We start from the raw sequence: 25,341 nt of genomic DNA, 5'->3' as shown, positions 1-25,341 counted from the left end.
TTCTGTTCCTGGCGCTCACCGTCGGCTTCTTCGCCGCGGCGGTTGCCTATGTCCACGCCTGCGACCGGCTGTGAGGGGAGGCGGCGATGATCCTCGATTACGCGCTGGCCGGCCTCGTGACCGGCGGGCTGCTGGCCTATCTGGTCTATGCCCTGATCCACCCCGAACGGTTCTGAGGAGTCCCGTCCCATGACCGTCAACGGCTGGATTCAAATCCTGGTCTTCCTCGCCCTGGTCGTCGCGGTGACGCGGCCCCTGGGCGGCTTCATGACGCGCGTCTTCACCGGCGAGCGCACGCTGCTCTCCCCCATCGTCCGCCCCGTCGAGCGCGGGCTCTACCGGCTTGCCGGCATCGACGAGCGCACCGAGCAGCATTGGGTGAGCTACGCCGTGTCGATGCTGCTGTTCAGCGCCGCGGGCATGCTGCTGCTCTACGTCCTGCAACGGCTTCAGGCTGTCCTGCCGCTGAACCCGCAGGGCATGGCGGCGGTGCCGGCCGACCTCGCCTTCAACACGGCGGCCAGCTTCACCACCAACACCAACTGGCAGAATTACGGCGGCGAGACCACCATGGGCCATCTGGTCCAGATGGCCGGGCTGACTTTCCACAACTACGTCTCCGCCGCCACCGGCATCGCGCTGGCCGTGGCGCTGGTTCGCGGCTTCGCCCGCGCGTCGGCCCGCACCATCGGCAATTTCTGGGTCGACCTGACCCGCGCGACCCTCTACGTCCTGCTGCCGCTCTGCCTCGTCTACGCCGTCTTCCTGGTGTGGCAGGGCGTGCCGCAGACGCTGGCAGGCTCCGTCGACGCCACCACGCTGGAGGGGGCGAAGCAGACCATCGCGCTCGGCCCCGTCGCCTCGCAGGAGGCGATCAAGATGCTGGGCACCAATGGCGGCGGTTTCTTCAACGCCAACTCCGCCCACCCCTTCGAGAACCCCAACGCCCTGACCAACCTCGTCCAGATGCTGTCGATCTTCGCGCTGGGCGCCGGCCTGACCAACCTGTTCGGCCGCATGGTCGGCGACGAGCGCCAGGGCTGGGCGATCCTGGCCGCCATGGGCGTGCTCTTCGTCGCTGGCGTCACGATCGCCTATTGGGCGGAGGCGCAGGGCAACCCGGCCTTCGCCGCGCTCGGCATCGACACCGCCGCCGGCAACATGGAGGGGAAGGAGACCCGCTTCGGCGTCGCCGCCTCCGCCCTGTTCGCCGCCGTCACCACCGCCGCCTCCTGCGGTGCGGTGAACGCCATGCATGACAGCTTCATGCCCTTGGGCGGCATGGTGCCGATGATCAACATGATGCTGGGCGAGATCATCGTCGGCGGCGTCGGCGCCGGGCTCTACGGCATGCTGCTGTTCGCCATCGTCGCGCTGTTCGTCGCCGGGCTGATGGTCGGCCGCACGCCGGAATACCTGGGCAAGAAGCTGGAGGCGAAGGAGGTCAAGATGACCATGCTCGCCATCCTCTGCCTGCCGCTGATGATGCTGGGCTTCACCGCCGCCGCCGTGGTTCTCGACACCGGCACCGCGTCGATGGCCAATGCCGGCGCGCACGGCTTCTCGGAAGCGCTCTACGCCTATGTGTCGGGTGCCGCCAACAACGGCAGCGCCTTCGGCGGGCTCAGCGGCAACACGCCCTGGTACAACGTCACCATCGCCATCGCCATGCTGGTCGGCCGTTTCCTGGTCATCGTGCCGATGATGGCGATCGCCGGCTCGCTGGCCGCCAAGACACGGGCCACGGCATCGGCCGGCACCTTCCCCACCCATGACGGGCTGTTCGTCGGGCTGCTGGTCGGCGTCATCCTGATCGTCGGCGGCCTCACCTTCTTCCCGGCTCTCGCCCTCGGCCCGGTGGTCGAACATCTGGCGATGAGCACCGGCACCCTCTTCTGATCGGGAACGATCCCATGCACGCCAATAGCAAACGGTCCGGCCGCATACAGGCGAAAACGGCCGCAAGCACCCTGCTGGACCCCGCCATCCTGCTGCCGGCCATCGGCGGTTCCTTCGCCAAGCTCGCCCCGCGCCAGATGATCCGCAACCCGGTGATGTTCTGCGTCGAGGTGGTGGCCGCGCTGACCACCCTGCTGGTCCTGCGCGATGCGGTGACCGGTGCCGGAGTGAGCGGCTTCGCCGTCCAGATCGTCGTCTGGCTGTGGTTCACCCTGGTCTTCGCCAACTTCGCCGAAGCGGTGGCGGAGGGCCGCGGCAAGGCCCAGGCAGCCAGCCTGCGCAAGACCCGGACCGAGACCAGCGCGAAGAAGCTGGAAAACGGCACCATCCGCAGCGTCCCCGCCACCGCGCTCAAGACCGGCGACCTCGTGCTGGTCGAGGCCGGCGACATCATCCCGTCCGACGGCGAGGTGGTGGAGGGCGTCGCCTCCGTCAACGAGGCCGCCATCACCGGCGAATCCGCCCCCGTCATCCGCGAGAGCGGCGGCGACCGCTCCGCCGTCACCGGCGGCACCCAGGTGATTTCCGACCACATCAAGGTCCGGATCACCGCCGCCCCCGGCTCCACCTTTCTCGACCGCATGATCTCGCTGGTGGAAGGCGCCCAGCGCCAGAAGACCCCCAACGAGATCGCGCTGAACATCCTGCTGGCCGGGCTGACCATCGTCTTCGTCATCGCGGTGGCGACGATCCCCAGCTTCGCCGCCTATGCCGGCGGCTCGGTCGGCGTGCTGGTCCTGGTGGCGCTGTTCGTCACGCTGATCCCGACCACCATCGGCGCGCTGTTGTCGGCCATCGGCATCGCCGGCATGGACCGTCTGGTCCGCTTCAACGTGCTCGCCATGTCCGGCCGCGCGGTTGAGGCGGCGGGCGACGTCGACACTCTGCTGCTCGACAAGACCGGCACCATCACCCTTGGCAACCGCCAGGCCGCGGAGTTCCTGCCGGTCGCCGGCGTCACCCAGGACGAGTTGGCCGACGCCGCCCAGCTCGCCTCGCTGGCCGACGAGACGCCGGAAGGCCGCTCCATCGTCGTGCTCGCCAAGCAGGAGTACGGCATCCGCGCCCGCGCCATGGAGGAGATGCAGGCGACCTTCGTCCCCTTCACCGCCCAGACCCGCATCAGCGGCATCGATACCGGCGGCACGGTGATCCGCAAGGGCGCGGTCGACGCCGTGCTCGCCCATATCCGCGGATCGCAGCGCGTGGCGGTCGCCGGCGGACGGGGCGTGACGACCCTTCATCCGGGGGCCGGCGCCGCCGAGCGCGAGATCCTCGCCCTTGCCGAGCGGGTCGCCAAGTCCGGCGGCACGCCGCTGGCGGTGGCGCGCGACGGCCGGCTGCTCGGCATCATCCACCTGAAGGACATCGTCAAGGGCGGCATCCGCGAACGCTTCGCCGCGCTGCGCCAGATGGGCATCCGCACGGTGATGATCACCGGCGACAACCCGATGACCGCCGCCGCCATCGCCGCGGAGGCCGGGGTGGACGATTTCCTCGCCCAGGCCACACCCGAAGCGAAGCTGCAGCTGATCCGAGACGAGCAGGCGAAGGGCAAGCTGGTCGCCATGTGCGGCGACGGCACCAACGACGCCCCGGCGCTGGCCCAGGCCGATGTCGGCGTGGCGATGAACACCGGCACGGTTGCGGCGCGCGAGGCCGGCAACATGGTCGATCTCGACAGCGACCCGACCAAGCTGATCGAGATCGTGGAGATCGGCAAGCAGCTGCTGATGACCCGCGGTGCGCTGACCACCTTCTCCATCGCCAACGACGTGGCGAAGTATTTCGCCATCATCCCCGCCATGTTCCTCGCCTTCTACCCGCAGCTTCAGGCGTTGAACGTGATGGGGCTGCACAGCCCGGAAAGCGCCATCCTGTCGGCGATCATCTTCAACGCGCTGATCATCGTGGCGCTGATCCCGCTGGCCCTGCGCGGCGTGCGCTACCGCGCGGTGGGCGCCGCTGGGCTGCTCCGCCGCAACCTGCTGATCTACGGGCTGGGCGGGCTGGCGGTGCCCTTCGCCGGCATCAAGGCCATCGACCTGACCGTCACCGCCCTCGGGCTCGTGTGAGAGGACTTTTCCCATGTTGAAGGACCTGCGTCCCGCCCTGGTCATGACCGCCGCCCTGGCGGTCGTCACCGGCCTCGCTTACCCGCTGGCCGTCACCGGCATCGCGCAAAGCCTCTTCCCGCATCAGGCCAACGGCAGCCTGATCGAGCGGAACGGCACGGTGATCGGCTCCACCCTGATCGGCCAGGCCTTCGCCGCCGACCGCTATTTCCACCCGCGCCCGTCCGCCACCGCCGAGACGCCCTACAACGCCGCAAGCTCCGGCGGCTCCAACCTCGGCCCGACCAGCAAGGCGCTGGTCGAGCGGGTACAGGCCGACGCCGAGAGGCTGAAGGCGGAGAACCCCGACGCGCCGGTCCCGGTGGAGCTGGTGACGGCCTCCGGCAGCGGCCTCGACCCTGCCCTGTCGCCGGCCGCCGCCGACTTCCAGGTGCCGCGCGTCGCCAAGGCGCGCGGGATGTCGGAAGACGCCGTGCGCAAGCTGGTCGCCGACACCACCGCGCCGCGCCAACTGGGCATCATTGGCGAGCCGACCGTCAATGTGCTGGCGCTCAATCTAGCCTTGGACAGGGCGGCGGCGGCCCGCTAGAGATCCGGCGGAGACGATAGCATTCGGGTTTGTGCAATGACGTTGGGTCTCTGAAGCCCTTCTCCCCTTGCGGGAGAAGGGTTGGGATGAGGGGTGCTGCCGGCCGCAGGCCGCTGGAAACATCGGATATGTCACCCCTCACCCCAACCCCTCTCCCACAAGGGAAGAGGGGCTTTGTCAGCGAGCGGGGGAGACGGAACCGGATGACCGACGACCAGGGCGGGCGCGACCAGCGGCCATCGCCGGACGCGCTGCTGCGGCAGGCGGAGCGGGAAGAGCGCGGGCGGCTGAAGATCTTCCTCGGCGCCGCCCCCGGCGTGGGAAAGACCTTCGCCATGCTGCTGACCGCCCAGGCCAAGCGGCGCGACGGCGCCGACCTCGTCGTCGGCGTGGTGGAGACGCACGGCCGCGCAGAGACCGAGGGTCTGGTCGCCGGTCTGGAGGTCATCCCCCGCCGCACCGTCCGCCACAAGGGCCATGCGCTGGCCGAAATGGATCTGGACGCCATCCTCGCCCGCCGGCCGAAGATCGTGCTGGTGGACGAACTGGCCCACACCAACGCCCCCGGCAGCCGCCACGCCAAGCGGTACCTCGACGTTCAGGAGCTTCTGGACGCAGGCATCGACGTCTACAGCACGCTGAACATCCAGCATGTCGAAAGCCTGAACGACGTCGTCGCCAAGATCACGCGGGTCCGCGTGCGCGAGACGGTGCCCGATTCCGTCATCGACCGCGCCGACGACATCGAGGTCATCGACATCACGCCGGAGGACCTGATCCAGCGCCTGAAGGAGGGCAAGGTCTATGTTCCCCGCACGGCGGAACAGGCGATCCGCCATTACTTCTCCCCCGGCAACCTGACCGCGCTCCGCGAACTGGCCCTGCGCCGCACCGCCGACCGGGTGGACGACCAGCTGCTCACCCACATGCAGGCCCACGCCATCGCCGGCCCCTGGGCGGCGGGGGAGCGGCTGCTGGTCTGCATCGACCAGGACGCCGGCGGTGGCGCGCTGGTCCGCTACGCACGCCGGCAAGCGGAGCGGCTGCGCGCCCGCTGGGGCGCCATCCATGTCGAGACCAGCCGCGACCTACGCCTGAGCGAGGCGGAGCGCGACCGCATCGCCGACACCCTGCGCCTCGTCGAACGCTTGGGGGGAGAGGCGGTGACGATTCCCGGCCGCGATGTCGCCGACGCGGTGGTGGAGTATGCCCGCGCCAACAACATCACCCATCTCGTCATCGCCAAGTCCGGCCGCCCGCGCTGGTCGGAACTGCTGCACGGATCGGTGGCGCACAGCCTGATCCGCCGGGCCGGCGACATCAGCGTCCACGTCATCGCCGCCAACCCCGGCGCCAATCCCGGCGACGCGGTGCCGCCCAAGACGGTGCGGACCGCAACCGACGATCGATGGTCCTTCCAGGGTCTGCCTTATCTCGCCGCCACCGGCTATGTCGCGGCGGCGCTGGGGCTCGGCCACCTGCTGCATCTGGCGCTGGGGCTCAGCAACATCGCGCTGGTCTTCCTGACCGCCGTGCTCGCCAGCGCCGTCACCGGCGGGCTGGGTCCGTCGCTCTATGCCTGCGTCGCCAGCGTCCTGTCCTTCAACTATTTCTTCCTGCCGCCGCTCTACACCTTCACGATTTCCGATCCCGAGAACATCGTCGCCTTGCTGGTCTTCGCCGTCGTCGCGGCAATCGCCAGCAACCTGACCGCCCGCGTCCGCGCCCAGGCTCTGACCGCGCGCCAGCGTGCCAAGACCACCGAGGATCTCTACCAGTTCAGCCGCAAGCTGGCCGGCGTCGTCACCATGGACGACCTGCTGTGGGCCACCGCCTATCAGATCGCGGCGATGCTGAAGGCGCATGTCGTCCTGCTGATGCCCGACGGCGACAAACCGGGAGACCGCCTGACCGTCCGCGCCGGCTACCCGCCCGAGGATGTGCTGGAGGAGGCCGACCTCGCCGCCGCCATGTGGAGCTGGCAGAACAACAAGCCCGCCGGCCGCGGTGCCGATACGCTGCCGGGCGCCCGCTGGCTGTTCCTGCCGATGCGGACCGGCCGCGGCCCGGTGGCGCTGGTGGGGGTCGATACCGGCGGCGGCGACCGCAGCCGGAAAAGCGGTCTGCTCTCCCCCGACCAGCGGCGGCTGCTCGACGCGCTCGGCGATCAGGCGGCGCTTGCCATCGAACGGGTGATGCTGGCCGAGGATGTCGACCGCGCCAAGCTGGCGGCGGAAACCGAACGGCTGCGCTCCGCCCTGCTCACCTCGATCTCGCACGACCTGCGCACGCCGCTCGCCTCCATCCTGGGATCCGCCACCAGCCTGACCCGTTACGGCAGCACGCTGGACGAAGCCGGAAGGCTCGATCTCGCCACCAACATCCAGGAGGAGGCGGAGCGGCTGAACCGCTTCATCGCCAATCTGCTGGACATGACCCGCCTGGAATCGGGCGCCGTCCGTTCGCGCAGCGGCCCGGTCGACCTGTCGGAGATGGTCGGCAGCGCGCTGGCGCGCACCGGCCGCATCCTTGCCGGGCACAGCGTGGAGGTGGACCTCGCCCCCGACCTGCCGATGGTCGATCTCGACCCGGTTCTGTTCGAGCAGGTGCTGTTCAACCTGCTGGACAATGCCGCCAAATACGCCCCCACCGGCAGCCGGGTGACGGTGCGGGCCAGGCGGCTGGGCGATGCGGTCGAAGTCCAGTTGATGGACGAGGGCGACGGCATCCCACCCGCCGATGTGGACCGCATCTTCGACAAGTTCTACCGTGTCCACGCCCAGGACCGGCAGCGCGCCGGCACCGGGCTGGGGCTGGCGATCTGCCGCGGCTTCGTCGAGGCGATGGGGGGCGCCATCGCCGCCGGCAACCGCAGCGACCGCTCCGGCGCCGTCTTCACCCTGACCATCCCCGCCGCGGCCGACCTGCCGGCCCTGGAGGACAACAGCTTATGACCCAGCCCTCCGCCCCCCTGCGCGTCCTGGTCGTCGACGACGAGCCGCCGATCCGCCGTTTCCTGCGCACCAGCCTGTCGGCCCAGGGCTACGACATCGTGGAGGCGGAGGACGGCGACGCCGCGCTGAAGGAAATCCGCCGCCGCGCGCCGGACCTGCTGGTGCTCGACCTCGGCCTGCCGGGCATCGACGGACTGGAGGTGATCCGCCGCCTGCGCGGCACCGATCCCGCTTCGCCCGGCGCCAGCCTGCCGATCATCATACTGTCCAGCCGGGTGGACGAGGCCGGCAAGGTGGAGGCGCTCGACCTCGGCGCCGACGATTACGTCACCAAGCCCTTCGGCATGGACGAGCTGCTGGCCCGCATCCGCGCCGCCCTGCGCCACCGGCTGCAACGCCAGGGCGAACGTCCGGTCTTCCGCGGCGGCGACCTGACGGTCGATCTCGTCCGCCGCATCGTCACCGTCCGCGGCGCGGAGGTGAAGCTGTCGCCGCGCGAATACGACCTGCTGCGCCTGCTCGTCGCCCATGCCGGCAAGGTGCTGACCCACCGCATGATCCTGACCGAGGTCTGGGGCGGCGAGACCGACATCCAGTACCTGCGCATCTACATCCGCCAGCTGCGCCAGAAGATCGAGGCCGAACCCGACCGCCCGCAGCACATCCTGACCGAAACCGGCGTCGGCTACCGCCTGCGGGCGGCGGACTGAGGGAAAGGTCACGCCGCCTCCCCCACCGGGGTCGGCTTGGCGGCGCGCAGGATCATGCCGAACAGGTCGCGCGGCTCGTCCGGGTCGGCCAGCATGTCCAGGTTCTCGTACAGCCCCGTCCCCGCCACCTTGTCGCGGACATAGCGCAGGGCGGAGAAGTCCTCCGTCGCGAAGCCGACCGAATCGAACAGCGTGATCTGCCGTGCGTCGCGCCGGCCGACCGCCTGCCCGGTCATCACCGTCCACAGCTCCGTCACCGGATGGTCGGGGGCCAGCTGCTGGATCTCGCCTTCGATCCGCGTCTGCGGCGGATATTCCACGAAGATGTCCGACCGCAGCAGGATGTCGCGGTGCAGTTCCGTCTTGCCGGGGCAGTCGCCGCCGACCGCGTTGATGTGCACGCCGGCGCCGACCATGTTGTCGGTCAGGATGGTGGCATACTGCTTGTCCGCCGTGACGGTGGTGATGATCTGCGCCCCCTCCACCGCTTCCTCGGTCGATTTGCACGCCGTGATCTCGAAGCCCTGGTCGCGCAGGTTGCGCACGCATTTCTGCGTGGCGGCCGGGTCGATGTCGTAGAGCCGCAGTTTGCGAATGCCCAACAGCGCCTTGAAGGCCAGCGCCTGGAACTCCGCCTGGGCGCCATTGCCGATGATCGCCATGCAGGTCGCATCCTTCGGCGCCAGATGCTTCGCCGCAACGGCGGAGGTCGCGGCGGTGCGCAGCGCCGTCAGGATGGTCATCTCCGTCATCAGCACGGGATAGCCGTTGCCGACATCGGCCAGCACGCCGAAGGCGGTGACGGTCTGGCGCCCTTCCCGCGTGTTCTTCGGATGGCCGTTGACGTATTTGAAGCCATAGGTGCGGCCGTCGCTGGTCGGCATCAGCTCGATCACGCCCTCCGCGCTGTGGGAGGCGACCCGCGGCGTCTTGTCGAAGCTCTCCCAGCGGCGGAAATCCTCCTCCACATAGGCCGACAGCTCGGTCAGGAAGCGCTCCACGCCAATGTGCAGCACTAGCTTCATCATGTGGTCGACGCTGACGAAGGGAACGAGGTTGAGGTTCGGGATCATGTCATACGCTCCAAACGGTCAGAAGCTGCGGGTCGGGTAATCGAGAACGCGGCGCCCCATCAGGCTCGCCAGCAGTTCCACCATCAGGGTCGCGGTGCGCCCGCGCTCATCCAGGAAGGGGTTCAGTTCCACCAGATCGACACTGCTGACCATGCCGGTGTCGTGCAGCATCTCCATGATCAGATGCGCCTCGCGGAAGGTCGCGCCGCCGGGAACCGTGGTGCCGACGCCGGGGGCGATGCCGGGATCGAGGAAGTCCACATCCAGGCTGACATGCAGCAGCCCGTCCGCCTCCACCACCCGCTCCAGGAACGGACGCAGGAGGGAGACGATGCCGTGCTCGTCGATCTTGCGCATGTCGTGGACAATGATGCCCGAGGTCTCCAGCGCCCGCCGTTCGGCCGGATCGACGCTGCGGATGCCCATCATGCAGACATTGTGCGGGTCGAGCCGGGCCGGCGGCGGCGGGAAATAGCCGTCGAAGCCGGCGCGGCCGGTGGCATAGGCCATCGGCACGCCGTGCAGGTTGCCGCTCTCCGTCGTCTCCAGCGTGTGGAAATCCGGGTGCGCGTCCAGCCACAGCACGAACAGCGGACGCCGCATCTCGGCGGCACGCTGCGCCAGCCCGGTCAGCGTGCCGGCGGCAAGGCTGTGGTCGCCGCCCATGAAGATCGGCATGGCGTCCTGCCCGGCGCTCGCCTCATACGCCACCTTGGACAGCGCGGCGGTCCAGCCCGCCACCTCCGGAAGCAGCTTCAGCACCGCGTTGCCATGCGCCATCGGCCGCTGCGGCACCGGCGCCACGTTGCCGAGGTCGGTGACGCTGTGCCCCAGGTCGGACAAGGCCCGCGCGATGCCCGCCGTCCGATAGGCGCTCGGCCCCATCTCGCAGCCGAGGCGCCCCGCCCCATCCTGCACCGGCACGCCGACCAACCGGCACTGCTTCGTCTTTGTCTTCTGGTAGGACATTGTTCGGTCTCTTGCCTGTTCCTCTCACCAGCAAATCACAGGCGCATGGCGGAACGGACAGGGCAATTTGACAAAAGCGATCAACCGGCCTACCAATCTGAACAGCTAAGCTTGCCAAATTGGCGGAGACCGCCGCAAATGACCCTGGACCAGCTGGACGAGAAGTTGATCACCCTGCTGCGCCATGACGGCCGCCGCAGCATTTCCGACCTCGCCATCGAACTGGGCGTGTCGCGGGCGACGGTGCGTGGGCGGATGGAGCGGCTGGAGGCCTCCGGCATCATCATCGGCTACACCGTCATCCTGCGCGCCGACACGGTGGAGGCGCCGGTGCGCGGCATCATGCTGATCGAGGTGGAGGGGCAGGCCACCGACCGGGTGGTGCGCACGCTCAGCGGCTTCCCCGAGATCATGGAGATCCACAGCACCAACGGACGCTGGGACCTGATCGTGGAGCTTTCCGCCGCAAGCCTGCCGGAATTCGATGCGATCCTGCGCCGCATCCGCCTGATCCCCGGCATCACCACCAGCGAGACGAACCTCCTGCTGAACACCCCGCGCAGCACCCGCGCCCGCCTGTAGGCCGGTCCCGCCCACGGACAGTCGGTCATCCCAACGGGCTGCGCCATGGAAACGCAGGGGCTCCCGCCATCGCGGGGGTGACGGCCGGCGGAGGCCTGTGCCAAAGTCCGGGCGCTTCGCCGACGGCACGGGGCGGACAGCCGGTGCCGGGCAGCACAATGAATGGAAGGAACAAGCCGATGAAGAAGATCCTTATGGCGCTGGTGCTGGGTGCGCTGGCGACCGGGACCGCCGGCGTCACCATGGACCACACCGCCGCCGCCAAGGACGCGAAGAAGATCCGCATCGCGTCGGAAGGCTCCTTCGCCCCGTGGAACGGCATGGATTCGTCGGGCAAGCTGGTCGGCTTCGAAATCGACCTCGCCTGGGATCTGTGCAAGCGCATGGAAGCGGAGTGCGAGTTGATCGCCCAGGATTGGGACGGCATGATCCCGTCGCTGCAGCAGGGCAAGATCGACGCCATCATGGCCGGCATGACCATTACGGACGAGCGCAAGAAGGTCATCGCCTTCGCCGGTCCCTACGGCACCGAACAGTCCACCTTCGCCGTCCTGAAATCCTCCAAGCTGAACGGTGCCGCCTTCGGCGCCGAAAGCGTCGACCTCGCCGACGAAGCCGGCAGCAAGGCGGCGCTCGCCAAGCTGGCGGAACTGCTGAAGGGCAAGGCGGTGGGCGTTCAGACCTCCACCATCCAGGTCGATTTCCTGGAAAAGCACCTGCCGGGCGTGACGGTGCGCAGCTACGACAAGATCGACAACGCCGCCATCGACCTGTCCTCCGGCCGAGTGGACGCCATCTTCGGCGACCGCTCTCCCATCGAGGCGATCATCCGCAGCATGGGCAAGGACAGCATGACGCTGGTCGGCCCGACCATGACGCGCGGCGTCCTGGGCGAAGGCATGGGCGTGGGCCTGCGCAAGGCCGATGCCGATCTGAAGGCCCGCTTCGACAAGGCGATCGTCGAGGCCACCAAGGACGGCACCATCGCCAAGCTGAGCCAGCAGCATTTCGGCTACGACGTCTCGGTTCGCTGACGCCGAAGCCGCTCACCCGCATGTCGCTTGGCCGGGGACGGCCGCAGCCCCCGGCCGCCCGAGGACCGCCATGGACCGCAGCCGATGGATGAGATGACCACGCCGCCTTCGCAGCCCGCCGTCCATGGCGAAGACCATTTCATCCAGGTCCCGGGCGGCCGCCTGTTCGTGAAGGAATGGCGGCCGGACAGCCCGGACGGGACCGCCGTTCCCCCGATCCTGCTGTTCCACGATTCCCTCGGCTGCGTCGATCTGTGGCGCAGCTTCCCGGCCCGGCTGGCCGCGGCGACGGCAAGGCGGGTCGTCGCCTATGACCGGTTGGGATTCGGCCGCTCCGACCCGCATCCCGGACGACTATCCCTCGACTTCGTGGCGGCGGAGGCGCGGACCGTCGTGCCGATCCTGCTGGACCGGCTCGCGGTCGGGGAGTTCGTCGCCTGCGGCCACAGCGTCGGCGGCGGCATGGCGGTCGAGACCGCGGCATATTTCCAGTCGCGCTGCCGGGCGCTGGTCACCATCGCGGCCCAGGCCTTCGTCGAGGACCGGACGCTCGACGGCATCCGCCTCGCCGAACAAGGATTCCAGGACCCGGATCAACTCGCCCGGCTGGCGAAATACCAGGGAGACAAGGCCCGCTGGGCGGTCGATGCCTGGACCGGAGCGTGGCTGTCGCCCGAATTCGCCGGCTGGACGCTAGACGCCGCGCTGGCGGAGGTCCGCTGCCCGGTGCTGGCGCTGCATGGCGACCGCGACGAATATGGCTCCGCGGAGCACCCCGCCCGCATCGCCGCCGGGCGCGGAACGGTCCATATGCTTGCCGACACCGGCCATGTCCCGCACCGGGAATGCGAGAGCACGGTGGTCGAGGCGATCGGGACCTTTCTTGCACAGCACTGAGGCTCGCCGGTACTAGTGCCCCTCTCCCCTTGCGGGAGAGGGGCCGCTCGCCACCCGAGACTGCATTCAACTCGCAGGTTCTCAACGCGCAGCCTCACTCCGCCCCCGCCATGGCATCGCGCTCGGCCCGCAGGGCGGCGAGCTTCGCTTCCAGCTTGTCGATCTTCCGGTCGAGTTTCCGCAGACGCTTGCGCGGCGCCTTGCCCTCCGCCGTTGCTGCCACGGCCTGCATTCCCTGCCTGATCCGCTCGTTGATGGCCGCCTTGGCCGCGTCGCTCAGCTTTTTCCAGCCCTTCACCTCGGCCTTGGTGCGGTGGCAGCCCAGGCAGGCCCCCTGTCCGCCGAAGCGGCAGAGCCCGATGCAGGGATTCCTCGTGTCCTTGGCCGCCGCGCCGTCTTTCGATTTCCTGCCGCCCAACTTGATGATGCTCATCGCGCCTGTCGCATGATCGCTTCCCTGCGAGCACAATGTGCATCGGAATGCCTGTTCGGCAATGGCCGGGCGGGCATCCCGGCCATCCATACAATGAGGTTCTACGGCCTCACGGTATCGAATATTGTATGGATTTTTCCGGCCATAATCGCTCATAGTCGCTGCGACAAACCACCGCATACGCCCGTTCCCGGGTACAGAATTCCGGCAATCCGCTTGAAGCAATCCAGTCAATAATCCATACAAGCTGCATCGCCGAGAGGCCGCTGCTCCATACGCTTTGTTGGAATGCGGCGGCCTGACGGTTCCTTCGTGCCAGGTGCCCCATGCCCAGCGATGCGCCGATCATCACCCGCCGCCCAGGCGAATCCAAGGACCACTCTTCCGCCACGCATGAACCGCAGTCCGCCTACGCCTCCCACCGCAAGATCCATCCCAAGGCGGTGCGCGGGCGATACCGGCGGGTGAAGACCTGGCTCGGCGCGGTGCTGCTGGCGCTGTTCGCCCTGCTGCCCTTCCTGCGCTGGGACCGCGGGCCGGACTTGCCTGACCAGGCGGTGCTGTTCGATCTCGGCAGCCAGCGCTTCTACATCTTCGCGCTCCAGCTGTGGCCGCAGCATGTCTATTACATCACCGGGGTGATGATCATCGCCGCCATCGGGCTGTTCCTGGCGACGGCGCTGGGCGGCCGGGTCTGGTGCGGCTTCACCTGCCCGCAGACGGTGTGGACCGACCTGTTCGTCTGGGTGGAACGGCGGGTGGAGGGCGACCGCACCGACCGCATCCGGCTGGACAAGCAACCCTGGACCGCGCGCTGGCTGGCGAAGAAGGCGGTGAAGCATGCGGCGTGGCTGGCGATCTCCGCCGTCACCGGCTTCCTCAGCATCGCCTACCTGACGGACGCGCCGACGCTGGCGGTGGATCTGCTGCGCTTCGACGCCCCGGCGCTCGCCGCCGGCTCCGTCCTGTTCATGGCCGCCTGCACCTACCTGATGGCCGGCTTCATGCGCGAACAGATGTGCTTCTATGTCTGCCCCTGGCCGCGCATCCAGGCCGCCATGCTGGACGAGGACAGTCTGGTCGTCACCTATCAGGACTGGCGCGGCGAGGGGCGCGCGCCCCTGCGCAAGAGCGAGGGGTGGGACGCCCGCACCCACAAGGGTTTCGGCGACTGCATCGATTGCGGCCAGTGTATCCAGGTCTGTCCCACCGGCATCGACATCCGCGACGGCATCCAGATGGAGTGCATCGGCTGCGGCCTGTGCGTCGATGCCTGCAACGACGTGATGGCGCGCATCGGCCGCCCCGGCGACCTGATCCGCTTCGATACCCTCACCGCACAAGCCGCGAAGGCCACCGCCGCCCCGCCGCCGCGCTACCGCCTGCTGCGGCCGCGGACCATCGTCTATGGCCTGATGCTGGTGGTTGTCGGCGGCGCGATGGCCATTGCCCTGGCGCTGAAGCCCAGCAACGACATCGCCGTGCTGCGCGACCGGGCGCCGCTGTTCGTGGCGCTCAGCGACGGGCGCATCCAGAACGCCTACACCATCAAGATCGCCAACATGTCGCTGGAAGACCGTCACTACCGCCTCACCCTGTCCGGCCTGCCGCAGGCCAGCCTCGCCCTGTCCGGCGGGAGCGGAGAGGCCGGCGAACTGGCGCTGTCGGCCCGCGGCAACGCGGTGGAGACCTACCGCATCCAGGTCCGCGTGCCGCAATCGGTGCTGGCCGGGGCCTCCACCCCGCTCGCCTTCACGCTGACGCCCGAGCCTGCCGGCGAACCGGTCCGGCACGACAGCGTGTTCCTCGCCCCATAACCCGCATATGATGCGGACAACGCCGCAGGGTGCGGGCCAAGGAAACGGTCAGGACAGTCCATGCAATCCGATATCCCGGCCCATGCCGCCGGAGGCTCCGATCCGGCGGAGCAATCCGACTCCGGCATCTGGCAACCCGATCTGGCGAACCGCAACAGGCCGGTCTATCTCGCCATCGCCGACGCCATCGCCGACGATGTCCGCAGCGGCCGGCTGGCGGCGGGGCACCGGATGCCGCCGCAACGCACGCTCGCCGACTGGCTGGGGCTGGACCTGACCACGGTCAGCCGGGCCTATGGCGAGGCGCGGCGCCGGGGGCTTCTCGACGCCCGTGTCGGCCAGGGCACCTTCATCAGCGTGCAGACCGGCCTCGCGCCGAACCTCCAGCCGCCCACCGCCGTCCGGCGGGAGGCGGCGCCGATCATCGACATGACCATGAACCAGCCGCCCTTGCCCGACGCGCCGGAGTTGCTGGACCGCGTGCGCCAGGGTCTGGCCCAGGCCATGCTGCGGATCGACCCGCAATCGCTGCTGCGCTATCCCGACACGGCAACCGCGGCCGGCGGCCTGGAGGAGGATCGCGCGGCGGGCGCGCATTGGCTGTCCCGGCGGCTCGGCGCACCAGATGCCGGCCTGGACACCAGCCGGGTCGTCGTCTGCCCCGGCACGCAAAGCGCCCTGCTGGCCCTGCTCAGCATGCTGACGCGCCCCGGCGACACTGTCTGTACGGAGGCGCTGACCTATCCCGGTTTCAGGGCCATCGCCGGGCAACTGGGGCTGCGGGTGGTCGGCGTGGCGATGGACGGCGACGGGCTCGATCCCGACGCCCTGCGCGCCGCCGTCGAGGCCCATGCGCCGAAGGCGCTCTACTGCACCCCCACCCTGCACAACCCGACGACGGCGACCCTGCCGGCGGACCGGCGCGCCGCCATCGCCGCCATTGCCCGCGACCACGGCCTCCCGATCATCGAGGACGACATCTACGGCGTGCTGCCGCAGGATGCGCCGCCGCCGATCGCGACGCTGGCGCCGGACCTGACCTTCCATGTCACCGGTCTGGCGAAATGCGTGGCGCCGGGCCTGCGCATCACCTATGTCGCGGCACCGGATGCCCGTCAGGCGATGCGGCTGGCCGCCGCCCAGCGGGCGACCATGCTCGGCACCCCGCCGATCCCCACCGCGGTCGCCACCCGATGGATCGCCGACGGCACCGCCGACGCGCTTCTCGGCGCCATCCGGGCCGAGGCGACGGTCCGCCAGCGCATGGCGCGCGACCTGCTGCCGTCCTCCGCGATGACCGCCCATCCGGAGGGCTTCCACCTGTGGCTTCGCCTGCCGCCGGCCTGGACGCGCGGGGAGTACGCCGCCCATTTGCGCAGCCGCGGCATCGCCGCCGCCGTCAGCGACACCTTTCTCACCGCCGGCCCCGCCCCGGAGGCCCTGCGCATCTGCCTTGGCGCCCCGGTCACACGCGCTGACTGCCGCCACATGCTGGAGATCCTGGCCGACACGTTGGAGCAGAGCCCGGCCCTTGCCGGCATCGTGATCTGAAAGCCACTCTTTCCAACTTTCGATGGTCAGCGGCTTCGCCCGACCTTAGACTTTGGCGTCGTCTCCACAGCCCTGTCCGCCCCACCTCCGACCATGTCCGGCCTTCCGCCGGAAACGTCGCCATGTCTTCGCCCATGCTGCCGTGCCGCCGCATGAAACAGTGAACAGAGGCCGGAAAACCGTTCCACCGTGTTTCAAATGTTCACCCGGTCCCGCCATCGGCAACCCTACCGAGCGGCCCAGGCGACACATCGATGCAAAGAAACTCAATCTTTAACAAAACAAACTGATCACTCCGAAATAATGATGGCATCGCTTCGGGTGCGTGGCTATCGTGACTCCTGAAATTGCGAATCTTGGGACTCGAATACGGTTTTCTACACCCTCGGATTATATCGAAAGGGGTAGAATAGTTCGAGAGTCACAGGCGTTGCTTTAGCGAGGCATAATGAGTGACTTGAAGACCATGTCTCCCGCCGAACTCGATCTGGCGACCCTGATCGTGAATACCCTGACGCTGGAAACCACCCCGGAGGACATCGACCCGGACGCCGCCCTGTACGGCGAAGGGCTGGGGCTCGATTCGATCGACATCCTGGAGGTGGCCCTCGCCGTCTCCAAGACCTACGGGGTGAAGCTGCGGGCGGATGACGAGAACAACACCAGGATCTTCACCTCGCTGCGCACGCTGAACGACCACATTCAACAGCTCAAAGCCGCCTGATGCCGGACGTCGCGGCCCAGGCCCGGGGAGGCGGCAGAGGTGCCGGAAACGGTGCCAGAAGCGCGCTCGCGGTCGGCGCCGGCCTGTCGCTGTTCGCCCTCTACCCCCTGCTGGTCCATGGCGCCATCGTCGCCGACCTGGATGCCGACACCGCCATGGCCCTGGCGCTGGTCCAGGCCACCGTGACCGGCGTGGCGGTCAGCCGTGCCGCTCCCCGATACCGCTGGGTGGCGTTGGCCGCCGCCATCGCCCTGCTGGGCCTGTCCTGGCGCTCCGCCCGCGACGGGCTGCTGGCGGCCTCGGCGGTCAGCCACGCCACCATCTATGTCGGCCTGCTTGTCCTGTTCGGCCGCACCCTGCTCGCCGGGCGGGAGCCGCTGATCACCTGGATCGCGCGGCGCATCCGCGGCACCCTGACCGACGGGATGCTGGTCTACACCCGCCGCGTCACCATCGCCTGGTGCCTGTTCTTCGCCGGGCAGCTGGCGATGTCGGCCCTGCTGTTCCGCCTCGCCCCCGACACGGTCTGGTCCTTCTTCATCAACGTGCTGGACCTGCCGCTGGTGGCTGCGATGTTCCTGGCCGAATACGCCTACCGGCTGCGGAAATTCCGCAACCATTCCCACGGCTCCATCGCGGATGTCGTCCGCGTCTTTTCGGAGCGGCCAGATCCCCAAGATGCCAAATCCATGACGGCCCAATAATGACGGTCCTGCCATGACGATGCTGTCCACCACCCGCCTGCCCCTGATCCGGCACGGCAGTCCCGACGACCTGTTCGCCTGGCACGACGGCCGGCCGGTCACGGTGCGAGGCTATCTGGCCGCGGTGCGCGATCTGGCCCGGCGCCTGCCCGACGGCGGCTTCGTGCTGAACCTGTGCGGCGACCGGCTGGGCTTCGTCGTCGGGCTGGGGGCCGCGCTGCTGCGCCGTCAGGTCAGCCTGCTGCCGCCCAACGACACGCCGGCCACCCTGCGCCAGCTTGAGGAAAGCTACCCCGGCCTCGTCTGCCTGACCGATGTCGGGGCCGATTATCCCGGCATGACCTGTATCGAAGCGCTGCCGCCGGGCGGGCTCGACCGCCTGTCCGCCGCTGCATTGCCCTTCGACGACGATCTCGCCTTCCCGGCCGATCAGGTCGCGGCCATCGCCTTCACCTCCGGCTCCACCGGCCGGCCGATGCCGCAGGTCAAGAGCTGGGGAACGCTGGTGCGCAGCGTCCATGGCGCCGGAACCGCCCTCGGCATCGCCGGGCTCGGCGCCGCCGGTCTGGTCGGGACCGTGCCGCACCAGCACATGTACGGGCTGGAATCGGTGGCGCTGCTGGCCCTGCAGCATGGGCTGGTCCTCCATGCCGGCCGCCCGCTGTTCCCGGCCGACATCGCCGCCTGCCTCGGCGCCTTCCCGGGCCGCCGCATCCTGGTGACCACGCCGGTCCACCTGCAGGCCCTGCTCGCCGACGGCACCGCCCTGCCGCCGCTAGACCTGATCCTCTGCGCCACCGCCCCGCTCGCCCCGCAGCTGGCCATCGACGCTGAGGCGAAGCTTGGTGCGCCGCTGCACGAGATCTACGGCTGTTCGGAGACCGGTCAGGTCGCCGTCCGCCGCACCAGCGCCACGGCGGAGTGGCTGTGCATCGACGGCATCCGCCTGCGCCAGGACGAACAGGGCAGTTGGGCGTCGGGCGACTTCCTGGACGGCGAGACCCTGCTGGCCGACGTGATCGAGCTGAAGAGCGACACCCGCTTCATCCTGCACGGCCGCTCCGCCGATCAGGTCAACATCGCCGGCAAGCGCAGCTCTCTCGCCTTCCTCAACCACCATCTGAATTCGGTGGACGGGGTGAAGGACGGCGTCTTCTTCATGCCGAAGGAGGGGGAGAGCGGAACCACCCGCCTCGCCGCGCTGGTGGTTGCGCCGGGCCTGAACGCCGAGACGCTGCTGGCCTCCTTGCGCGAGCGGATCGACCCGATCTTCCTGCCGCGCCCGCTGCGCTTCGTCGACGCCCTGCCGCGCAACCCGACTGGCAAGCTGCCGCGGGAAGCGTTGCTGCGGATGCTCGACATCCCCCAACGCGACTAGGTGCCGCTGACGTGCCTCATCAGACCGACATCGGGTTCCCCGTCGACCATCCCACCGCCGCCGGGCATTTCCCCGGCAATCCGGTCATTCCGGGGGCCGTGCTGCTCGACACCGCCTTGTCCGCCATCGCAGCGGCGGAGGGACGCCGGCCCGGTCCCTGCCTGCTGCGCTCGGCCAAGTTCCTGCATCCGGTGCGGCCGGGCGACCGGATGCAGGTCGAATGGCAGGCTGCGGCCGCCGGCGGCATCGCCTTCACCGGCAGCGTCGCGGGCCGTCCCGTGATGACCGGCAGCGTGGCGATGAGCAGCATGATGATGGGAAGCGTGACCTCATGAAGCTTCCCCTGCGCGCGAAGCCGGCAGCGGACGCCGCGGCCTCCCCCATCGCCCCGCCGCCGCCGCGCCGCCGCCGCAAGGAGTGGATGAACCGGCCGGAGCGCAGCACGACGACGGCGATCAAGTTCATCGTCTGGGTTGCCCTGCGGCTCGGCCGGCGGGCGGCGAGGCTGCTGCTCTACCCGATTTGCCTCTATTTCGTACTGTTCTCGCGCAAGCCGCGGATCGCCTCGGCGCTGTTCCTGTCCAAGGCGCTGGGACGGGCGCCCGGCTTCGGCGACCTGTTCCGGCACTATCACGTCTTCGCCGCCTGCCTGCTCGACCGCGTCTTCTTCCTGAACGACCAGTCCGACGATTTCGATATCCGCGTCCATGGCGAGGACATCGTCATCGACCTGATGGAGCGGGGAGAGGGTTGCCTGCTGCTCGGCGCCCATATGGGCAGCTTCGAGGCGATCCGCATGCTGGGCCACCGCCAAAGGGATCTGCGCGTCAGCCTGGTGATGTACGAGGAGAACGCGCGCAAGATCAATTCGGTGCTCAACGCCATCAACCCGCTGCTGTCGATGGAGGTGATCGGGCTCGGCCGGCCGGATTCGATGCTGCGCGTGCGCGAACGGCTGGACCAGGGCCATTTCGTCGGCATGCTGGCCGACCGTACCCTCGACGGGGAGGAGGAGGTCCGCCTGCCTTTCCTGGGCCAGCCGGCCGGCTTCGCGTTGGGGCCGTTCCAGCTGGCGGCGATGCTGAAGCGCCCGGTGGTGCTGATGGTCGGGATCTACCATGGCGGTCGCCGCTACGACGTCCATTTCGAGCGGATCGCCGACTTCTCCGACGTGCCGGTGCAGGACCGTCCGGGTCTGGTGCGTTGGGCCGCCGGGCGCTTCGCCGACCGGCTGGAGCATTACGCCCGCTCCCACCCCTACAACTGGTTCAATTTCTATGATTTCTGGAAATAGATCGGGGGGGTGCCTGCCCCGGCGTCTGATTACCGCAGGGCTGGCCGTCATTCTGTCGGCTGGCGCCATGCCGGCAATGGCGGCGGAACCGTGGGGTCTGGAGGACCTGTTCGCCCGCTTCGCCGCGATCGGCAGCTCCAATGCCCGCTTCGTCGAGACGCGCGAGGTCAGCCTGCTGAACGCCCCGATGGAGAGCAGCGGAACGCTGACCTACCGGCGGCCGGATTTCCTGGAAAAGCGCACCCTGCAGCCCCAGGCGGAAAGCCTGCGGCTGGACGGCGACCGGCTGACGCTGACCCAGGCCGACGGGGCGTCGCGCACGCTGTCGGTATCCTCGGTGCCGGAAATCCAGACCTATGTGGAGAGCATCCGCGCGACCCTGCGCGGCGACGTTCCCGCCATCATGCGCTTCTACGAGGTTGCGCTGGACGGCACGGAGCAGGATTGGCGCATGCAGTTGACTCCGCGGGCTGATGAGGCGCGCGCAACCGTGCAGCGCATAGTCATCGCCGGCCGGGAGGCGGTGATCCGCCGGATCGAGATTCTCCAGGCCGACGGCGACCGCTCGATCATGACCATCCAGCCGGACCCCGCATGACCGGTGCGGTGCGACGGGGCGGATGGGGGGCCGGATGGGGCATCGCGCTGTGGCTGGCCGGGCTGATCGCCTGCGGGCTGCTGGTGGCGCGCACGCCCGTCACCGCCGACCTCTCCGCCTTCCTGCCCCGCTCGCCGTCTCCGACCCAGCAATTGCTGGTCGACCAGCTGCGCGACGGCGTCGTCTCCCGCCTGATCCTCGTTGCGGTAGAGGGCGACGCCCCGGACCGGTTGACCGGCCTCAGCCGCGACCTCGCCGCCCGGCTGCGCGGCAACCCGCTGGTCGCGGCGGTGGAGAATGGCGAGCGGACCGGGCGTGGCGCCGACGGTGCCTATCTCTGGACCAACCGCTACCTCCTCAGCCCCGCCGTCACGCCGGACCGTTTCACCGCCGACGGGCTGCGGCAGGCCTTGCAGAACGACCTGCGCCTTCTGCAATCGCCGGCGGGGATGTTCCTGAAACAGGCTTTGCCGGCCGATCCCACCGCCGAAATCCTGCGCCTGACCGACCAAATTATGGGCAGCACCAGCGGCCCGGCCAGCCGTGACGGGGTGTGGGTTTCGGCAGATGGGGCACGGGCGCTGCTGCTGGTGCAGACGACCGCCCCCGGCTTCGACCTCGACGCCCAACAGAAGACGCTGGACCTTGTCCGCGGCGCGTTCGATCAGGTTCGCGGGGCGGACGGCGCCGCGCGGCTGGTGATGACCGGGCCGGCGGTCTTCTCCGTCCAGACGCGCGACCGGATCGAGGCGAATGCGACACGCGCCTCCATCACCGCGACGCTGCTGGTGGCCGGGGTTCTGCTGCTGGTCTACCGGTCCTTGCGCGTCCTGGCACTGTCGCTGCTGCCCGCGGCGACCGGGGCGCTGGGCGGCGTGGCGGCGGTCGGGCTGGGGTTCGGCACGGTGCACGGCATCACGCTGGGCTTCGGCGTCACCCTGCTGGGCGAGAGCGTCGACTACGCCATCTATCTCTTCAGCCAGACCCAGCCGGGCAGCCCGGCGCGGCGGACCTTGCTGCGCATCTGGCCGACGCTTATGCTGGGGGTGGCGACCTCCATCGTCGGTTTCGGAGCGATGCTGGTCTCCAGCTTCAGCGGGCTGGCACAGCTCGGTCTCTTCTCCATCACCGGGCTGCTGGTGGCGTTGGCCGTCACCCGCTGGGTGCTGCCGACCCTGTTGCCGGAGGGATATTCGACGGAGCGGCCGGCACGGCTGGCACCGGTGCTGACCGCCCTGACCGGTGCGGCCCCGGCCTTGCGCCTGCCGCTCGCCGCCGCGACGCTGCTGTCGCTGGCATGGCTGGTCCACCAGGGGCCGGCCGTCTGGTCGGCGGAGCTGTCGAGCCTGAGCCCCATCGCGGAGGCGGACCAGAAGCTGGACGAGGCGCTGCGCCGCGATCTCGGCGCGCCCGACGCCGGCCACCTGCTGGTTACTGGCGCCGCCACGGCGGACGAGGCTCTGGCCGCCGCCGAACGGCTGGCCGCCCCGTTGGAGGCGCTGGTCCGCGACCGGCTGATCGCCGGCTACGACACCCCCGCCCTGACGCTGCCGAGCCAGGCGACCCAGCGCGCCCGCCAAGCCGCCCTGCCGCCGCCTGACACTCTGCGCGCGGCGCTGAACGAAGCACTGCAGGGCCTGCCCTTCCGTCCCGACGCCTTCGCCCCCTTCCTGGCCGATGCGGAGAAGGCCAGGACCATGCCGCTGCTGACCCCTGCCAGCCTGGACGGCACCAGCCTGAAGCTGAAGCTCGATTCCCTGCTGGTCCGCAATGGAGACGGCTGGACCGCCATGCTGCCTCTGCGCGGCGTCACCGACCCGCAGGCCGTTGCCGCCCGGCTGGCCGGCGAGGAGACGGCGCGCGAAGCCGTCCTGCTGAACCTGAAGGAGGAATCCGACCGCCTCTACCGCACTTATCGGCAGGAGGCGCTGACGCTGGCGGTGCTGGGTGCGGGCGCCATCACGCTGCTGCTCGCCGCGGCGCTCCGCTCCCTGCGGTCGCTGGCGGTGGCGGTGATGCCGCTGGCGGCGGCAGTGGTCGTCACCATGGCGCTGCTGACGGCACTGGGACAGGCGCTGTCGATCTTCCATCTGGTGGGGCTGCTTTTGGTGGTCGGGGTTGGGTCCAACTATTCGCTGCTGTTCGAGCGGCCGGAGCCATCCGCGGCCTTGCGCGAGCGCACGGTCGCGTCGGTCGCCATCGCCAACCTCTGCACCGTCATCGGCTTTGGAACGCTGGCCTTCTCCGGCATCCCCGTTCTGCACGGCATCGGCATGACCGTCGCCATCGGCGCTTTCCTCAGCCTCGCCTTCGCCGCGGTGCTGAGCCGGCAGGACACCGCCAAGGCACGGGAGGTTGAGGGGCATGCCTGACCCGATCCGCTGGCGCCCGGCCCCCTTGCTGCGAGCCTCCGCCCTTCTGCATGTCGCCGCCGCGGCAGGCGTCGCGGCGGCGCCGGCATCCTGGCCTTGGGCGCTGGGAGCAGTGGTGGGCAACCACGCCCTGCTTGGCGCAATCGGGCTTTGGCCGCGCAGCAGCCTGCTCGGCCCCAACCTGCGCCGCCTGCCGGAGGCCAACGCCCGGCTGAATCAGGTCGGCCTTTGCTTCGACGATGGTCCCGATCCGGAGGTGACGCCCGCCGTCCTCGACCTGCTGGACCGTGCCGGCGCCCGCGCCAGTTTCTTTTGCATCGCCGACCGCGCCGCCCGTCACCCCGCCCTGGTCGAAGCCATCGTCCGTTGCGGCCATACGGTGGAGAACCACAGCTGGCACCATTCCCACCGCTTCGCCGCCATGGGCATCCGCGCGATCCGGCGCGAGGTGGGAGCGGCGCAAACGATCCTCAACGATCTCGCCGGCCGGCCGCCGCGCTTCTTCAAGCCGCCGGCGGGATTGCGCAACCCCCTGCTCGATCCCATCCTCGCCGGATTCGGCCTGCGTCTGGCGACCTGGACCCGGCGCGGCTTTGATGCGGTGCGGCGCGATCCGGCAGCGGTGGAACGGCGCCTGCTCCGCGGGCTCGGCCCCGGCGACCTGCTGATGCTGCATGACGGCTCCGCCGCCCGCGACGGCGACGGCCGGCCGGTTGTTCTGACGGTGCTGCCCCGCCTGCTCGACAAGCTGGCCGCCCGCGGGCTGACGGCCGTATCGCTGGAGGGAGTGGCCCCCGATGGAGTGCCCGATGTCTGAGGCCGTCTTCCGGGAACTAGTGACCGCCGCCGCCCGGCCCTACCGCCCCTGCGGCCGCTATGCCTGGCATTTCGCCAAGGGCAAGCTTGCCGGCGATCCCGTCTTCCGCCACCTGCTGAGCCAGCCGCTGCTTCCCGCCCGCGGACGGCTGCTCGACCTCGGCTGCGGGCAGGGCGTGCTGACCGCGCTGCTGCGCGCGGCGGCCGAACGGCACGCCTTCGGCGACTGGCCGGCGGACTGGCCGGCCCCGCCCACCGACCTCGCCACCCGGGGGGTGGAACTGTCGCCCCGGCGGGTTCGGATCGCGCAAGCGGCGCTGGGCGCGGATGCCGTCAGCCACGGTGACATCCGCAAGGTCGACCTGCCGCCCAGCGACGCCATCGTCATCCTGGACGTCCTGCTCTATCTGAACCCGGAGGAGCAGGCGGCGGTGCTGGCGCGCTGCGCCGAGGTGCTGGCGCCGGGCGGCGTTCTGCTGCTGCGGGAGGCGGATTCCGGTGGCGGCCTGCCATTCCAGATTACCCGCTGGGCCGAGCAGGCCGCCTGCGCCGCACGCGGCCAATGGCGGCAAACCCTGACTTACCGCCCTTCGGCCGATTGGCTATCCCTGCTGAACGGGCTGGGCCTGACCGCCACCGCCCTGCCGATGAGCCAGGGCACGCCCTTCGCCAACACCTTGTTCATAGCCCGCCGAAGCAGCGATCCAGTCCATTTTTGTCCTTTCTCGCATGAAATTGCAGATGCTAGCATTCAACGTGCAATGAAAACGCAGACCGACCATAGACCTGTCCAACATTCATAAGAAATTCAT

23 protein-coding genes are annotated in these 25,341 nt (G+C 69.3%); 20 read left to right on the top strand and 3 right to left on the bottom strand.

Annotation, left to right across the window (positions count from 1 at the left end; all coding sequences use genetic code 11):
• Positions 1 to 86 precede the first annotated feature (86 nt).
• From ACWPKK_RS19440 to ACWPKK_RS19415, 6 genes are all read left to right on the top strand, one after another.
• Entirely contained in the window at positions 87 to 176 is a 90-nt protein-coding gene (locus ACWPKK_RS19440; protein ID WP_014189053.1) for a K(+)-transporting ATPase subunit F, read from the top strand.
• A gap of 13 nt (positions 177 to 189) precedes the next feature.
• Positions 190 to 1,899 (top strand): potassium-transporting ATPase subunit KdpA, encoded by a 1,710-nt coding sequence (kdpA, locus tag ACWPKK_RS19435; RefSeq protein ID WP_452007370.1) that lies wholly within the window; start codon positions 190 to 192, stop codon positions 1,897 to 1,899.
• Between the two features lie 14 nt (positions 1,900 to 1,913).
• Positions 1,914 to 4,034 (top strand): potassium-transporting ATPase subunit KdpB, encoded by a 2,121-nt coding sequence (kdpB, locus tag ACWPKK_RS19430; protein ID WP_452007368.1) that lies wholly within the window; start codon positions 1,914 to 1,916, stop codon positions 4,032 to 4,034.
• A gap of 13 nt (positions 4,035 to 4,047) precedes the next feature.
• Complete coding sequence (gene kdpC / locus ACWPKK_RS19425) at positions 4,048 to 4,623, top strand: potassium-transporting ATPase subunit KdpC (protein WP_452007366.1); 576 nt, start codon at positions 4,048 to 4,050, stop codon at positions 4,621 to 4,623.
• 203 nt (positions 4,624 to 4,826) lie between these two features.
• Positions 4,827 to 7,577, top strand: a complete 2,751-nt coding sequence (locus ACWPKK_RS19420; RefSeq protein ID WP_452007364.1) for a DUF4118 domain-containing protein — start codon at positions 4,827 to 4,829, stop codon at positions 7,575 to 7,577.
• Positions 7,574 to 8,287 carry a response regulator gene (locus ACWPKK_RS19415; RefSeq protein WP_452007362.1) on the top strand — a complete coding sequence of 238 codons (714 nt, stop codon included), beginning with the start codon at positions 7,574 to 7,576 and terminating at the stop codon, positions 8,285 to 8,287. The genes ACWPKK_RS19420 and ACWPKK_RS19415 overlap by 4 nt, the downstream gene beginning before the upstream one ends.
• 8 nt (positions 8,288 to 8,295) lie before the next feature.
• Here ACWPKK_RS19415 and ACWPKK_RS19410 read toward each other — a convergent pair whose 3' ends face one another.
• Both ACWPKK_RS19410 and rocF read right to left on the bottom strand, forming a co-directional pair.
• Positions 8,296 to 9,360, bottom strand: a complete 1,065-nt coding sequence (locus ACWPKK_RS19410; RefSeq protein ID WP_452007360.1) for an ornithine cyclodeaminase — start codon at positions 9,358 to 9,360, stop codon at positions 8,296 to 8,298.
• An 18-nt stretch (positions 9,361 to 9,378) separates the two neighbouring features.
• Positions 9,379 to 10,329: an arginase gene (gene rocF / locus ACWPKK_RS19405; RefSeq protein ID WP_452007358.1), complete on the bottom strand. Its 951-nt coding sequence runs from the start codon at positions 10,327 to 10,329 to the stop codon at positions 9,379 to 9,381.
• 144 nt (positions 10,330 to 10,473) lie between these two features.
• Between rocF and ACWPKK_RS19400 the strand changes: the two genes are divergently transcribed.
• The 3 genes from ACWPKK_RS19400 to ACWPKK_RS19390 all read left to right on the top strand — a co-directional run bounded on the left by ACWPKK_RS19400 (position 10,474) and on the right by ACWPKK_RS19390 (position 12,842).
• Positions 10,474 to 10,911 (top strand): Lrp/AsnC family transcriptional regulator, encoded by a 438-nt coding sequence (locus tag ACWPKK_RS19400; RefSeq protein ID WP_044552592.1) that lies wholly within the window; start codon positions 10,474 to 10,476, stop codon positions 10,909 to 10,911.
• Between the two features lie 179 nt (positions 10,912 to 11,090).
• Positions 11,091 to 11,945: a transporter substrate-binding domain-containing protein gene (locus tag ACWPKK_RS19395; RefSeq protein WP_452007356.1), complete on the top strand. Its 855-nt coding sequence runs from the start codon at positions 11,091 to 11,093 to the stop codon at positions 11,943 to 11,945.
• Between the two features lie 93 nt (positions 11,946 to 12,038).
• Positions 12,039 to 12,842 (top strand): alpha/beta fold hydrolase, encoded by an 804-nt coding sequence (locus ACWPKK_RS19390; RefSeq protein WP_452008217.1) that lies wholly within the window; start codon positions 12,039 to 12,041, stop codon positions 12,840 to 12,842.
• Between the two features lie 94 nt (positions 12,843 to 12,936).
• On the opposite strand, the gene ACWPKK_RS19385 is transcribed toward ACWPKK_RS19390, so the two are convergent.
• Positions 12,937 to 13,275, bottom strand: coding sequence for a DUF1289 domain-containing protein (locus tag ACWPKK_RS19385; protein WP_452007354.1), 339 nt, complete (start codon positions 13,273 to 13,275; stop codon positions 12,937 to 12,939).
• Between the two features lie 326 nt (positions 13,276 to 13,601).
• Here ACWPKK_RS19385 and ccoG point away from each other — a divergent pair, with 326 nt between their 5' ends.
• From ccoG to ACWPKK_RS19330, 11 genes are all read left to right on the top strand, one after another.
• Complete coding sequence (gene ccoG, locus ACWPKK_RS19380) at positions 13,602 to 15,092, top strand: cytochrome c oxidase accessory protein CcoG (RefSeq protein WP_452007352.1); 1,491 nt, start codon at positions 13,602 to 13,604, stop codon at positions 15,090 to 15,092.
• 60 nt (positions 15,093 to 15,152) lie between these two features.
• A complete protein-coding gene (locus ACWPKK_RS19375; RefSeq protein WP_452007350.1) occupies positions 15,153 to 16,643 on the top strand; it encodes an aminotransferase-like domain-containing protein in 1,491 nt (496 codons plus the stop codon).
• Between the two features lie 448 nt (positions 16,644 to 17,091).
• Positions 17,092 to 17,367, top strand: a complete 276-nt coding sequence (locus ACWPKK_RS19370; protein ID WP_452007348.1) for a phosphopantetheine-binding protein — start codon at positions 17,092 to 17,094, stop codon at positions 17,365 to 17,367.
• Positions 17,367 to 18,071, top strand: a complete 705-nt coding sequence (locus tag ACWPKK_RS19365) for a hypothetical protein (protein WP_452007346.1) — start codon at positions 17,367 to 17,369, stop codon at positions 18,069 to 18,071. Before ACWPKK_RS19370 ends, ACWPKK_RS19365 begins: the two co-directional genes overlap by 1 nt.
• Positions 18,072 to 18,084: 13 nt before the next feature.
• Entirely contained in the window at positions 18,085 to 19,449 is a 1,365-nt protein-coding gene (locus ACWPKK_RS19360; RefSeq protein WP_452007344.1) for an AMP-binding protein, read from the top strand.
• Between the two features lie 11 nt (positions 19,450 to 19,460).
• Entirely contained in the window at positions 19,461 to 19,784 is a 324-nt protein-coding gene (locus ACWPKK_RS19355) for a hypothetical protein (RefSeq protein WP_452007342.1), read from the top strand.
• Positions 19,781 to 20,743, top strand: a complete 963-nt coding sequence (locus tag ACWPKK_RS19350) for an LpxL/LpxP family acyltransferase (RefSeq protein ID WP_452007340.1) — start codon at positions 19,781 to 19,783, stop codon at positions 20,741 to 20,743. Before ACWPKK_RS19355 ends, ACWPKK_RS19350 begins: the two co-directional genes overlap by 4 nt.
• A gap of 76 nt (positions 20,744 to 20,819) precedes the next feature.
• A complete protein-coding gene (locus tag ACWPKK_RS19345) occupies positions 20,820 to 21,341 on the top strand; it encodes a LolA-related protein (RefSeq protein WP_452007338.1) in 522 nt (173 codons plus the stop codon).
• Positions 21,338 to 23,713 (top strand): MMPL family transporter, encoded by a 2,376-nt coding sequence (locus ACWPKK_RS19340; RefSeq protein ID WP_452007336.1) that lies wholly within the window; start codon positions 21,338 to 21,340, stop codon positions 23,711 to 23,713. Before ACWPKK_RS19345 ends, ACWPKK_RS19340 begins: the two co-directional genes overlap by 4 nt.
• A complete protein-coding gene (locus tag ACWPKK_RS19335; RefSeq protein WP_452007334.1) occupies positions 23,706 to 24,530 on the top strand; it encodes a polysaccharide deacetylase family protein in 825 nt (274 codons plus the stop codon). Before ACWPKK_RS19340 ends, ACWPKK_RS19335 begins: the two co-directional genes overlap by 8 nt.
• Positions 24,523 to 25,332 (top strand): class I SAM-dependent methyltransferase, encoded by an 810-nt coding sequence (locus tag ACWPKK_RS19330; RefSeq protein WP_452007332.1) that lies wholly within the window; start codon positions 24,523 to 24,525, stop codon positions 25,330 to 25,332. The genes ACWPKK_RS19335 and ACWPKK_RS19330 overlap by 8 nt, the downstream gene beginning before the upstream one ends.
• The last annotated feature ends 9 nt before the right edge of the window (positions 25,333 to 25,341 follow it).

The organism is Azospirillum largimobile (genome assembly GCF_977007025.2).
The sequence above is the reverse complement of the archived record's forward strand: the minus strand, read 5'-3'. Positions and strand labels throughout refer to the sequence as shown.